General features: G+C 63.6%; 11 protein-coding genes and 1 tRNA gene. 10 read left to right on the top strand and 2 right to left on the bottom strand.

From position 1 onward, the window contains the following. Window positions 1–2: 2 nt before the first annotated feature. The 9 genes from nuoH (at window position 3) to J2T07_RS03735 (ending at window position 8,521) form a co-directional block, all read left to right on the top strand. Entirely contained in the window at window positions 3–1,025 is a 1,023-nt protein-coding gene (gene nuoH / locus J2T07_RS03775) for an NADH-quinone oxidoreductase subunit NuoH (protein ID WP_306847391.1), read from the top strand. Window positions 1,026–1,030: 5 nt separating this feature from the next. After that, window positions 1,031–1,522, top strand: a complete 492-nt coding sequence (gene nuoI, locus J2T07_RS03770) for an NADH-quinone oxidoreductase subunit NuoI (protein WP_306847390.1) — start codon at window positions 1,031–1,033, stop codon at window positions 1,520–1,522. 20 nt (window positions 1,523–1,542) lie between these two features. Beyond that, window positions 1,543–2,196, top strand: coding sequence for an NADH-quinone oxidoreductase subunit J (locus J2T07_RS03765; RefSeq protein WP_306847389.1), 654 nt, complete (start codon window positions 1,543–1,545; stop codon window positions 2,194–2,196). Beyond that, complete coding sequence (gene nuoK / locus J2T07_RS03760; RefSeq protein WP_036112219.1) at window positions 2,193–2,498, top strand: NADH-quinone oxidoreductase subunit NuoK; 306 nt, start codon at window positions 2,193–2,195, stop codon at window positions 2,496–2,498. The genes J2T07_RS03765 and nuoK overlap by 4 nt, the downstream gene beginning before the upstream one ends. A 4-nt stretch (window positions 2,499–2,502) precedes the next feature. Next, entirely contained in the window at window positions 2,503–4,560 is a 2,058-nt protein-coding gene (gene nuoL / locus J2T07_RS03755) for an NADH-quinone oxidoreductase subunit L (RefSeq protein WP_306847387.1), read from the top strand. Window positions 4,561–4,574: 14 nt separating this feature from the next. Beyond that, complete coding sequence (locus J2T07_RS03750) at window positions 4,575–6,086, top strand: NADH-quinone oxidoreductase subunit M (RefSeq protein ID WP_306847385.1); 1,512 nt, start codon at window positions 4,575–4,577, stop codon at window positions 6,084–6,086. 13 nt (window positions 6,087–6,099) lie between these two features. Next, the gene (gene nuoN, locus J2T07_RS03745; RefSeq protein ID WP_306847383.1) at window positions 6,100–7,560 is read left to right on the top strand and encodes an NADH-quinone oxidoreductase subunit NuoN; all 1,461 of its coding nucleotides are present in this window, start codon (window positions 6,100–6,102) and stop codon (window positions 7,558–7,560) included. A 295-nt stretch (window positions 7,561–7,855) separates the two neighbouring features. Then, a tRNA-Met gene (locus tag J2T07_RS03740) sits at window positions 7,856–7,932 on the top strand. A 127-nt stretch (window positions 7,933–8,059) separates the two neighbouring features. Beyond that, entirely contained in the window at window positions 8,060–8,521 is a 462-nt protein-coding gene (locus J2T07_RS03735; RefSeq protein ID WP_306847380.1) for a YccF domain-containing protein, read from the top strand. Between the two features lies 1 nt (window position 8,522). Here the strand turns inward: J2T07_RS03735 and J2T07_RS03730 are convergent, their stop codons facing one another. Both J2T07_RS03730 and J2T07_RS03725 read right to left on the bottom strand, forming a co-directional pair. Beyond that, window positions 8,523–10,007: a GGDEF domain-containing protein gene (locus J2T07_RS03730; protein ID WP_306847378.1), complete on the bottom strand. Its 1,485-nt coding sequence runs from the start codon at window positions 10,005–10,007 to the stop codon at window positions 8,523–8,525. 79 nt (window positions 10,008–10,086) lie between these two features. Continuing rightward, window positions 10,087–11,934, bottom strand: coding sequence for a glycoside hydrolase family 35 protein (locus J2T07_RS03725; RefSeq protein WP_306847376.1), 1,848 nt, complete (start codon window positions 11,932–11,934; stop codon window positions 10,087–10,089). A 137-nt stretch (window positions 11,935–12,071) separates the two neighbouring features. Between J2T07_RS03725 and J2T07_RS03720 the strand changes: the two genes are divergently transcribed. Further along, window positions 12,072–12,950, top strand: coding sequence for an AraC family transcriptional regulator (locus tag J2T07_RS03720; RefSeq protein WP_306847375.1), 879 nt, complete (start codon window positions 12,072–12,074; stop codon window positions 12,948–12,950). Window positions 12,951–12,973: the final 23 nt, after the last annotated feature.

The raw sequence follows: 12,973 nt of genomic DNA, 5'->3' as shown, positions 1-12,973 counted from the left end.
CCATGGGTCAGCAACTCTGGGACCACCTGTTGATGCCCGTGCTGTTCATCGTGGCGATCGTCCTGCCGCTGATTATCGCGGTGGCGATGTTCGTCTACTGGGAACGCAAGGTCATCGGTTGGATGCACGTGCGCATGGGGCCGAACAAGGTCGGTCCCCTCGGCCTGCTGCAGGCCTTCGCGGACGTCGTCAAGCTCCTGATCAAGGAAGTGATTCTTCCGACCAACGCGAACAAGTTCCTCTACTACCTGGCACCCATGCTGGCTCTCGTGCCCGCGCTGGCCGCCTGGGCGGTAGTGCCGTTCGGTCCGGAGACCGTGCTCGCCAACGTCAACGCCGGCGTGCTGTACTTGCTCGCGATGACTTCGATGGGCGTGTACGGCATCATCCTGGCCGGCTGGTCGTCGAACTCGCGCTACGCGATGCTCGGCGCCATGCGCGCGGCGGCGCAGGTCATCTCGTACGAACTGTCGATGGGCATGTCCATCGTCTGCGTACTGGTGCTGACCGGCAGCCTCAACCTCACGGCGATCGTCAACGGGCAGTCGGGTAACTTCTTCGACTGGTACTGGCTGCCGCTGCTTCCGGTGTTCGTCATCTACTTCGTCTCGGGCGTGGCTGAAACCAACCGCGCGCCGTTCGACGTCGCGGAAGGCGAATCGGAAATCGTCGCGGGCTTCCACGTCGAGTACTCCGGCTCCGCGTTCGCCATCTTCTTCCTGGCCGAGTACGCCAACATGATCCTGGTGAGCTTCCTCACCTCGATCCTGTTCATGGGCGGCTGGCTGTCACCGTTCCCCGAGTCGTGGGGCGTGATCGGCCACGGTGGCTTCCACTGGCTGTTCATCAAGGCCTTCATCTTCGCCTTCCTGTTCCTGTGGTTCCGCGCCAGCTTCCCGCGCTACCGCTACGACCAGATCATGCGGCTCGGCTGGAAGGTCTTCATCCCCATCACCATCGTCTGGGTCCTCGTCGCCGGCTGCATGAAGTATTTCGGCTGGGTCCACATCGGCACGGGAGCCTGAAAGCCATGACCCGCGTTACCCACTATTTCAAGAGCCTCCTGCTCATCGAGCTGTTCCAGGGCATGGCGCTGACCATGCGCTACATGTTCAAGCCGAAGTACACGATGCGCTACCCGATGGAGCACATCCCCAAGTCGAACCGTTTCCGCGGCCTGCACGCCTTGCGCCGTTACGCCAACGGTGAAGAGCGCTGCATCGCGTGCAAGCTGTGCGAGGCGGTGTGCCCGGCGCTGGCGATCACGATCGATTCTGCCCCGCGCGCGGAAGACGGCCAGCGCCGCACCACGCGCTACGACATCGACCTGTTCAAGTGCATCTTCTGCGGTTTCTGCGAAGAGAGCTGCCCGGTGGATTCGATCGTCGAGACGCACGTGCACGAGTACCACTTCGAGCATCGTGGCGAGAACGTGGTGACCAAGGGCCAGCTGCTGGCCATCGGTGACCGTTTCGAGCAGGACATCGCTGCCGCCCGCGCTCAGGACGCGGCTTACCGCTGAGCGCCGAAGAGACCTATGCGATGAATAACGATCTGCTCCAACTCATCTGTTTCTACTTCTTCGGTGCCGTGTCCGTCATCGGCGCGTTGATGGTCATCTCGGTGAAGAACTCGGTTCACGCCGTGCTCTCGCTGGTGCTGACCTTTTTCAGCATGGCCTGCGTCTGGCTGCTGGCCGAAGCGGAGTTCCTCGCCATCGCCCTTGTCGTGGTCTACGTCGGCGCGGTGATGGTGCTGTTCCTCTTCGTCGTCATGATGCTCGACATCAAGCAGGAGGCGGTCCGTGAGGGCTTCATCCGCTACCTGCCGGTGGGCATCATCGTGGCCCTGGTCATGCTGGTGGAGATGCTGGCGATGATCGGCGTGCGCGCCATGCACGCACACACCCTCGGCCCGAACCCGGCTGGTGACTCCAACGTGGCGTGGCTGGGCCAGGCGCTCTATACGGAGTTCCTGCTGCCGTTCGAGATCGCCGCGCTGATCCTCACCGTGGGTATCGTCGCCGCCGTGGCCCTGACCCTGCGTCAGCGCGCCGGTGTGCGCCATCAGACCGCCTCGCAGCAGGTTGCCGTCAACGCCGTCGATCGCGTCCGCGTGGTCAAGGTGGCCAGCGAACAGATGGCTTCCGTCAGCCCGGCCCCGGTTGTCGCGCCGCCGCAGGAGAACGCTCCGTGATCACGCTTTCCCATTACATCGTCCTCGGCGCGATCCTGTTCTGCATCGCCGTCGCCGGACTCTTCATCAACCGCAAGAACGTGATCGTGCTGCTCATGGCGATCGAGCTGATGCTCCTTGCGGTGAACACCAACTTCGTGGCCTTCTCGCGTTTCTTCGGCGATGTGGGTGGCCAGGTCTTCGTGTTCTTCATCCTCACCGTGGCCGCGGCGGAATCCGCCATCGGCCTGGCGATCCTGGTCCTGCTGTTCCGTAACCGCAGCACGATCAATGTCGCCGAAATCGACAGCATGAAGGGTTGATCCGATGAGTCTCTCGCTTTCAATCCTGCTGACGATCGCCCTCGCGCCGCTGGTGGGTTCGATCCTGGCCGGCCTGTTCGGCAAGGTGATCGGCCGGGCAGGGGCGCATACCGCCACGCTGCTCGGCGTGGCGATCGCCTGCGGCCTGTCGTTCTACGTGCTGTACCAGCTGGTCTGGGGCGGCGCGCAGAACTTCAACCAGGACATCTACACCTGGTTCCAGGTCGGCCAGTACCATGCTTCCGTAGGCTTCATGGTCGACCGCCTCACCGCCATGATGATGGTGGTGGTGACCTTCGTCTCGCTGCTGGTGCACCTCTACACCATCGGCTACATGGCGGACGATCCGGGCTACCAGCGCTTCTTCAGCTACATCTCCCTGTTCACCTTCTCGATGTTGATGCTCGTCATGAGCAACAACTTCATGCAGCTGTTCTTCGGCTGGGAAGCGGTGGGCCTGGTCTCGTACCTGCTGATCGGCTTCTGGTACAAGCGCCCGACGGCGATCTTCGCCAATCTCAAGGCCTTCCTGGTCAACCGCGTGGGCGACTTCGGTTTCCTGCTCGGCATCTCGGCGATCCTGTACTTCATGGGTACGCTGGATTACCAGACGGCCTTCGACCACGCTCCCGAGCTGGTCGGGAAGACCTTGCAGATCACGCAGAACCACGCGTGGGATGCCGCCACGGTGATCGGCATCCTCCTGTTCATCGGTGCGATGGGCAAGTCCGCCCAGGTGCCGCTGCACGTGTGGCTGCCGGATTCGATGGAAGGCCCCACGCCGATCTCGGCGCTGATCCACGCGGCCACCATGGTGACCGCGGGCATCTTCATGGTCGCCCGCATGTCGCCGCTGTTCGAACTGACCGATGCCGCGTTGTCGTTCATCCTGGTGATCGGTTCGACCACCGCGTTGTTCACCGGCCTGATCGGCATCGTGCAGAACGACATCAAGCGCGTGATCGCGTACTCGACGCTCTCGCAGCTGGGTTACATGACCGTGGCGCTGGGTGTGTCCGCGTATAGCGGCGCCGTGTTCCACCTGATGACGCACGCCTTCTTCAAGGCGCTGCTCTTCCTCGGTGCCGGCTCGGTCATCATCGGCATGCACCATGAGCAGGACATGCGCTACATGGGTGGCCTGCGCAAATACATGCCGGTGACCTGGATCACGATGTGGATCGGCTCGCTGGCCCTTGCCGGCACGCCGTTCTTCTCGGGCTTCTACTCGAAGGACGCGATCATCGAAGCCGTGGGCGAGTCGCATCGCTGGGGTGCCGGCTACGCGTACTTCTGCGTGCTGGCCGGCGTGTTCGTCACCTCGCTGTACAGCTTCCGCCTGCTCTACATGACCTTCCACGGCAAGGAGCGCTTCACGGTCGCGCATGGTCACGCCCATCACGGTGCGCATGCGTCGCATGACGATGCGCATGGCGATACGCACAAGGAAGACGTCCACCACGAGCCGGGCATCCTGGAACATGCGCCGCACGAGTCGCCGTGGGTCGTCACCGTGCCGCTCGTGCTGCTGGCCATCCCCTCGATCCTCATCGGCTTCTTCACCGTCGGCCCGATGCTGTTCGGCGACTGGTTCGGCAAGGCGATCCACGTGAACGAGGCGAACAACGTCCTCGGCGAACTCGCGCATGAATTCCATGGTGCGCTGAACATGGCGTTCCACGGGTTCACGGCCGCGCCGTTCTGGCTGGCTTTCGCGGGCTTCGCCGTCGCCACGTACGTCTACCTGTTCAACCCGTCCGTCGCCGACAAGGCGAAGAGCGCGCTGAAGCCGGTGTACGAGCTGCTCAACCACAAGTACTGGATCGATGAACTCTACTTCGCGGTGTTCGCGAAGGGTGGCGTGAAGCTGGGTGAAGGCCTGTCGAAGGTGGGCGACGCCGCCATCATCGACGGCGCCATCGTGAACGGCTCGGCCAGCCTCGTGCAGCGCATCGCCAGCGGCACCCGCCGCCTGCAATCCGGATTCCTCTTCCACTACGCGTTCGCCATGATCCTCGGTCTTATCCTGCTCCTCGGCGGGTACTGGCTGATCGGGCAATAAGGGAAACGAGCTCTATGTCGAATCACTTGCTCAGCCTGCTGATCTGGCTCCCGGTCGTCGGCGCCATCCCGGTGCTGTTGGCCGGCTCCGGTCGCCCAGGCCTCGCCCGCTGGATCTCGCTGCTGGTCGCGGTTGCCACCTTCGCCGCCAGCCTGGCACTCCTGCCTGCCTACGACGCCTCCACGGGTACCCTCCAGCTCGGCGAATCGATGAGCTGGATCCCGTCGCTGGGCATCAACTATTCGCTGGCGGTCGACGGTATCTCCGTCGCCCTGATCATCCTTACCACGTTCGTGCAGATCCTCGTGATCGTGGGCGCATGGGAGGTCATCCAGAACAAGCCGCACCAGTACATGGCGGCGATGCTGATCCTCGAAGGCATGATGATCGGCGTGTTCTGCGCCACGGACGCGTTGCTGTTCTACGTGTTCTTCGAGGCGATGCTGATCCCGATGTTCGTTCTCATCGGTATCTGGGGCGGTCCGCGTCGCGTCTATGCCACGCTGAAGTTCTTCATCTACACGTTCTTCGGCTCGATCTTCATGTTGATCGGCCTGATCTACCTGTATCACAAGACCGGCGGCAGCTTCGCCATCGCCGACATGGCCAACGTCCACCTGACGATGACCGAGCAGAGTTGGCTGTTCTTCGCCTTCCTGCTGGGCTTCGCGATCAAGGTGCCGATGGTGCCGGTGCACACCTGGTTGCCGGATGCCCACGTGGAAGCGCCCACCGGCGGTTCGGTGGTGCTGGCGGCGGTGATGCTGAAGATCGGCGGCTACGGCTTCCTCCGTTTCAGCCTGCCGATCACGCCGGACGCCTCGCATCATTTCGCCTGGCTGGTCATCGTGCTCAGCCTCATCGCGGTCTGCTATATCGGCTACGTGGCGTTGGTCCAGCAGGACATGAAGAAGCTGGTGGCGTACTCGTCCATCGCGCACATGGGCTTCGTCACCCTGGGTATCTTCATCGCCTTCCTGCTGGTTCGCGAGACGAACAACCCCGAGGCCGCGCGCCTGGGCATGCAGGGCGCGATGGTGCAGATGATCTCGCACGGCTTCATCTCCGGTGCGATGTTCAGCTGCATCGGCGTGCTCTACGACCGCATGCACACGCGCCAGATCAAGGATTACGGCGGTGTCATCAACGTGATGCCGATCTTCGCCCCGTTCTACGTCCTGTTCGCCATGGCCAACAGCGGCCTGCCGGGCACCAGCGGTTTCGTCGGCGAGTTCATGGTCATCCTGGCTTCGTTCAGCGCCAATCCCTGGATCGCATTGTTCGCCGCATTCACCCTGATCATCGGCGCCGCGTACACGCTGTGGATGGTCAAGCGCGTGCTCTGGGGCGATGTCACGAACAAGCACGTCGCGGAACTGACGGACGTCAACGGTCGCGAGATCTTCATGCTGAGCGCGTTCGCCGCCGGTGTGCTGATCCTCGGCATCTGGCCGGAGCCGCTGGTCCACCTGATGGATGCCTCGGTCGCTCGTATCGTCGAGCAACTGGCCATCACCAAAGTCTGAGCGGGAACTATCCATGCCGAGTATCAACGACATCCTGATCCTGCTTCCCGAGGTCTACCTCGTGGTCGCGGCTTGCGTGCTGCTCCTTCTGGACGCGTACCTCAAGCCGGGCCAGAAGGGCGCGGTCCATTGGCTTTCCATCCTGGTCATGCTGATCGGTGCCTATCTCGTCGTCAGCGGCCAGCCCGCGACGCCCGTCACCGCCTTCAGCGGCATGTTCGTCCGCGACGGCGTGGCCGAGGTCCTCAAGCTGTTCTCGCTGCTGATCACCGCGGTGATCTTCGTCTATGCGCGTCCTTACCTGAAGGAAAGGGCGATTCCGTTCGGCGAGTTCTATACGCTGACGATCTTCGCCACGGTCGGCATCATGTTCCTGGTGTCCGCCGGTAGCCTGGTCACCGTCTACCTCGGCCTCGAGCTGCTGACGCTGTCGTCGTACGCGCTGGTGGCGTTGAACCGCGATTCGCCGCTTTCCTCGGAAGCGGCGATCAAGTACTTCGTCCTGGGCGCACTGGCCTCGGGCATGCTGCTGTACGGCATGTCGATGGTCTATGGCGCCACGCACAGCCTCGACCTGCATACGATCCACGCGGCCATCGTCGGCACCGAATGGAAGACCCTGCTGCTGTTCGGCCTGGTCTTCATGATTGTCGGCATCGGTTTCAAGCTGGGCGCCGCTCCGTTCCACATGTGGATCCCGGACGTCTACCAGGGCTCGCCGACGGCCGTGACCGTCTTCATCGGTTCGGCGCAGAAGCTGGCCGCGTTCGGCATGGCCTACCGCCTGCTGTCCACCGGCATGGGCGACGCCGCCGGTGGGGCGACCGGTCTCGCCCCGCAGTGGCAGCTGATGCTCGCCGTGCTCGCGGTGCTTTCGCTGGCGATCGGTAACCTCGTCGCCATCGTGCAGACCAACCTCAAGCGCCTGCTGGCCTATTCGACCATCTCGCACATGGGCTACCTGCTGCTCGGCTTGGTGAACGCGGGTCCGGAAGGCTATTCCGCCTCGATGTTCTATGCGGTGAGCTACGCGCTGACCAGCGCCGCGGCCTTCGGCATGATCCTCGTGCTGTCGCGCTCGGGTTTCGAGTGCGAGGAGATCGACGATCTGCGCGGCCTCAACCAGCGCTCGCCGTGGTTCGCCTTCCTCATGCTGCTGGTGATGTTCTCGCTGGCGGGCGTGCCGCCCTTGTTCGGCTTCTTCGGCAAGCTGCTGGTGCTGAAGGCGGCCGTCGACGCGGGCATGCTCTGGCTCGCCCTGGTTGGCGCGGTCTTCGCGATCATCGGCCTGTACTACTACCTGCGCGTGGTGAAGGTCATGTACTTCGACCAGCCGGCCGAAGGCACCGATGTCCGCGCAACGGCCGATGCACCCGCACGCTGGGTCCTGTCGATCAACGCGCTTGCGCTGCTGGTCCTCGGCTTCACGTGGGCACCGCTGCTGGCGTGGTGCCAGCGGGCCTTCGCGAGCTAAGCCGCGGGGCAGGGAACGATCGAAGGGCGCCGGTGATCCGGCGCCCTTTCTGTTTGTGAGAGCCGGATTATGGGGCCTGCCTTGCAGGCTGTCGTGGGAGCCGACCTTGTCGGCGATGGGTGCTTGCCCCAAGCTGGCCCGCTGCCGCGGGATCGCCGACAAGGTCGGCTCCCACCAGAGCTTTCCGTCGGGGCTTCGCAGGTGCCGGTCTTGGCGCGGCGAAGACCTTTTTCACACGAACGTAAGAAAAGGGCTTGCAAGAATCCGGCCACATCCATATACTTGCTGACTCTGATGCGGGGTGGAGCAGTCTGGCAGCTCGTCGGGCTCATAACCCGAAGGTCGTAGGTTCGAATCCTACCCCCGCTACCAGTTTTCTAAAGGCGCGAACTCCGGTTCGCGCCTTTTTCTTTTGTGCGGTTCGTCTAGGTATTCCGACACTTATCCCCCTGACTTTTCGCGATTACGTTTCACAGCACGTCACCAAAAGGAGAAAGGCATGAGAGCGATAGGAAATGTGTTGTGGTTCGTGATGGGCGGGTTCGTCATGGGCCTGGGGTGGTGGTTGGCGGGCCTTCTCTGTTTCCTGACGATCGTCGGTATTCCGTGGGGTCGCGCTTGCTTCGTGATCGGCCAGTTCGCCTTCCTTCCCTTCGGCCGTGAAGCGATCAGTCGCCGTGAGCTCTCGGGCCGTGACGACATCGGTACGAGTGGCCTCGGGACGATCGGCAATATCGTCTGGTTCGTCTTCGCGGGCATCTGGCTCGCCATCGGCCATGTGTGCTCGGCGATCGCCTGCTTCGTGACGATCATCGGCATTCCCTTCGGTATCCAGCACCTCAAGCTGGCGGGCATCGCGCTCGCGCCGATCGGCAAGACCATCGTCAGCAAGGAAGTGGCGGAAGCCTCGCGCCGGATGGGTGCCGAAGCGGTGGTACTCAAGGCCCGCGGAGCGATCTGAGTCAGCCGGGTTCGAGGGCTTCGTTAGCCGATACGTGGCGGTTACGCCCGGAGCTCTTCGCGACATACAGAGCCTGGTCCGCTTCGCGTACCAGGCTCTGCACATCCGGCGGCAGCCCTGTCGCCACCCCGATGCTGACCGTCACCCGGCCGTCGATGCCATGCGTGTGTTCGAGTTGGGCATCGTAGATGGCGCGATTCATTCGGCGTGCGACGACCTGCGCTCCGAGCCGGTCGGCACCTGGCAGCAGGGCGACGAATTCCTCGCCGCCGTAACGGGCGATGAAATCCGTTGGACGCCGTAGCGTTCCGGCGAGCAGGCGCGCCACGGCGCTCAGCGCCACATCCCCCGCCGGATGACCACGCGTGTCGTTGAAGGTCTTGAATAGATCCACGTCGATCATCAACGCGCTGAGTGGCTTGCCTTCCCGTGCGGCTTCCTTCGTGCGCTCGGCCAAGGCCTGGTCGAAGGCGCGACGGTTGGGAATACCGGTCAGTTCGTCCAGCAGCGATACGCGTTCCACCGCTGCCAGGGCTTCGGACAACATGTCGCGCGTGCGCGCGAACCAGAACTGTGTCTGCGTCACGCGAACGACGTAGGCAAGCATCGCCAACGCAAGCACGACGCGGCCGAATGTCCGCTGGGTCTCGCTGATGCCGAGGCTCAGCGCGAAGATCGCCGCGAGCAGCAGGCCCGGAGCGAGACTGACCGACAACTGGCGCGCCCAGCGGTGTCGTGTCGGTTCGAAGGGGCGGCGGTGGCGCTGAGCATGCAACAGGCAGATGAGTGCCACGAAAGGTACGGTGGGCAACACGTCCGCCAGTTGCTGGAAGATGGGAAGGTTGGGATGGAGTTCGTCGTGGTTGTGGATGCCGGCGGCGATCGCATAGAGACCCAGAAAGGTCGCGGTCAGCCTGAAGAACCGGTGCTCCCGTTCCTCCGTGGCGGTCAGGCTGCGAATGACGAAGGTAAGAAACAGGAAGACGTTCTCCACGTCGAAGGCGACGACGACCCAGACCATGTCCTCGTTCTTGAGGAAGCCGTTCGCGTCGCGCAGGTCACGCACACCCAGATAGCAGAGGATGACCAGCAGGATGAGCAACGAGCCGTCGACGATCCGCCGTGAGAGCATCGAAGGTTCGTCGCGGGTCGAGACGGCGGCATAGAGTAAGGGCACGCCGTAACTGACGAACAGTACGTACGTGGATATCAGGTTTTCCTCGGCTCCCGAGCGGGCGATGGCGTAGGCCATGCCCGCGAACCAGCAGGCCAGGCCCAGGGCCAGGCAAACCATGGTTCGACGCTCATAGGTGGGAACACGCAGGCAGGCGAGTGCCGCCAGGCATGCCGCGCCCGATGCGAACAGCATGAGGTAGTAGGCCAGCTCCGGCAGTTCGCGTCCGGCGAGTGGCGGGGCGACGACCTGCGCGACAGGCAGGGCCAGGCAGGCCACCGCATAACCAAGGTAACGCCTCGTCGTCCCCATGCCGCGCTCCCTCCCCCGAAAGCCATGCGTGCCGTGATCATCCTGCCATGCTTGAAGTGCGGTCGCTATGTCATTCCGGTCATTTTACGGTGCCGCCGAACACGGGATCCTTCAGCCCGCCGACGGCATGAGTACCGCCATCCTGCATCTCGAGCACGACGATGTCGTTGCTTCCTTCATGCAACCAGGCAGCGGGCACGTACAGCGTTTCTTGCGGCCCGATATCCCAGAAGCGCCCGAGGTGATGTCCGTTCACCCAGGCATTGCCCTTGTTCCAGCCGCGCATGTCGAGGAAGGTGCCCGCGACCTTGCTTACGTTGAAGCTGCCATGCCAGAACGCGGGGCCCTGCGACGGCGCGCCCGCCTTGAACGTCAGGCCCGAGAGATCGTCGAGGGGCAGGGGATAGACGGTCCAGTTCGTGAGGTCGTTCCCGGCCACCTGCACCGACAAGGTGATGCCCTTGTTGTCCTCTTCCATCCCGTTGCCGATGTTGATCCGGCCCATGTTCTCCACGACGAGGTCGAGGGTATCGCCTGTCTTCAGGTCCACGGGCAACTCGTGCTCGAGCTTGCGCCGGTCGAGCGTGCCGGCGGGGCGGCCATCGATGAGGACCGTGGCGTAGTCGTGCACGTCGTTGACGTCGAGCTTGCCCTTGGCGTCGGCGTCGAGCTTCTTGCGATAGACGATCAGGCCATAATCCTGGCCATAGGTTTCCATGCCATGCGGGGTCAGGCTCGTTTGCGCCTTCGACAGCATGGGCAGGGCGTCGAGCAGGGCGACCGATTCGCGCAACTCGAAGCGGGGGATGGCGATGGTCGGCGACGACGCAGGCACCTTCGGCAATGACTCGCCCTTGGGCAGGTGGGCGGCGATGACCTTGCGCAGCGCCTGGTATTTCGGCGTGATCCGGCCGGCTTCGTCGATGGGCGAATCGTAGTCGTAGCTGGTGGTGACGGGCAGGTACTTGCCGTCCTCGTTGTTCGCGCCGTTCATCCAGCCGAAGTTCGTGCCGCCGTCGACCATGTAGAGGTTGAACGAGATGCCATGATCGAGCATCCAGCCGACGGCACCGGCCACTTCGTCGGCCGTGCGCGTGTTGTGCGGCTCGCTCCAGCGGTCGTACCAGCCGCTCCAGTACTCGCCGGCCATCCTGGGCATGCCGTGCATGAGGGGCTCCGAACGATGGAACGCACGTTCCGTTTTCGCCGCGTCGCCGGTGAAATTGATCACCGACAGCATTCCGGGCAACGTGCCCCGCGCCATCCAGGTGGGGCCCGGGCCATTCGACATGAACAACGGCAGGTCGAAACCGGCTTCGACCATCTGCCGGCGGATCGCTTCCATGTAGTCGCGATCGTTACCGACGTAACCGTATTCGTTCTCCACCTGCATCATCAGGATCGGTCCGCCGCGGGTGCTCATCAGTGGCGCGAGTTCCTGCCCGAGGCGCTTGAACCATGCCGCGCTCGCCTGCAGGAAGCGCGGGTCCAGGGAGCGGACACGAAGCCCCGGCGTGCGTAGCAGCCAGGCGGGGAATCCGCCGAATTCCCACTCCGCGCATACGAAGGGCCCGGGGCGCACGATCACGTTGAGCCCTTCTTCCTGCGCGGTACGCACGAAGGCGGCGATGTCGTGGTCGCCGCTGAAATCGAACTTGCCCGGCTCCGGTTCGCTCGCATTCCAGAACGCATAGGTGGTGATGGTGTTGAGGCCCATCGCCCGCGCCTTGCGCAGACGGTCGCGCCAGTCGGCGCGGGGAATGCGTGGATAGTGCATCTCGCCCGAGCGGATGACGTAGGGCTTGCCGTCGAGCAGGAAGTGGTCGCCCTCGATGGCGAAATGCGGAGGCGTGGCGGCCAGGGCGGAGGAGGACAGGGCCGCCGAAGCGACGAGGCAGGTCGAGAGGAACAGGCTCAGACGCTTCACGGATGGGTTCCATCGTGGGAATCGCCCGACGTTACACAGCACGTCGTTCCTGCCGCAAGGGACCGGATCACATTCCCGGCGGAGCATTGCGCAAGATCCGTCATGCGCGCGGTCTCGCGGGACGTTAGCCTCTACCCATGAACGATGCATCGCAACAGCGCTTCCGCCGGGTCCTCGACCATATCGACAACCATCTCGACAGCGACCTCGCGCTGGAGACGCTGGCGGAACTGGCGGCGTATTCGCGCTTCCATTTCCACCGCCGCTTCACCGCGCTGGCCGGCATGACCGTACACCGTTACGTGCAGCTCTCGCGGTTCAAGCGTGCGGCGTGGCAGGCCGCCTTCCGGCCGGGGGTGTCGCTGACACGAGTGGCCCTCGATGCCGGCTACGAAAGCCCCGAAGCCTTTTCGCGCGCGTTCCGGCAAAGGCTGGGGCAATCGCCTTCGGCATTCCGCGAAGTGCCTGATTGGAGCGTCTGGGCGAAAGCCTGGCGCGAACTCGACGAGGTAAGGAGGTTTCACATGCCGGCGGAGTACACCGTGGACGACGTGCGCATCATCGATTTCCCCAACACACACGTGGCCTGCCTGTCGCACAGGGGGCCGCCGGAACGCATCGGCGGATCCATCCGGCGGTTCATCGATTGGCGGCGCGCCCACGGCTTGACGCCAGCGAAGAGCGCGACGTGGAACATCCTCCACGACGATCCGGAAACGACGCCGCCGGATATCTTCCGCCTCGACATCTGTACCTCCTGCGACACCGTCGTCCCGAACGATGCCGGCGTGGTCGCGGCGCGCATCGAGGGTGGCCGTTGCGCCGTCCTGCGTCATGAAGGTTCCGACGCGCTGCTTGGCGATGCGATCCGTTTCCTCTATGGCGAGTGGTTGTCGGGAAGCGGCGAGGAGCCGCGCGACGCACCGTTGTTCCTGCGCCGTGTGGCCTTCTTTCCCGACGTACCGGAGCATGAAGCGGTCACGGACATCTTCCTTCCGCTCACCGCGCGGGCGTGATGTCCGCCCACCGTCCGGAATTC

The organism is Luteibacter jiangsuensis (assembly GCF_030812295.1).
Lineage (GTDB): Bacteria > Pseudomonadota > Gammaproteobacteria > Xanthomonadales > Rhodanobacteraceae > Luteibacter > Luteibacter jiangsuensis_A.
This window is presented reverse-complemented; position numbering and strand designations above follow the sequence as displayed.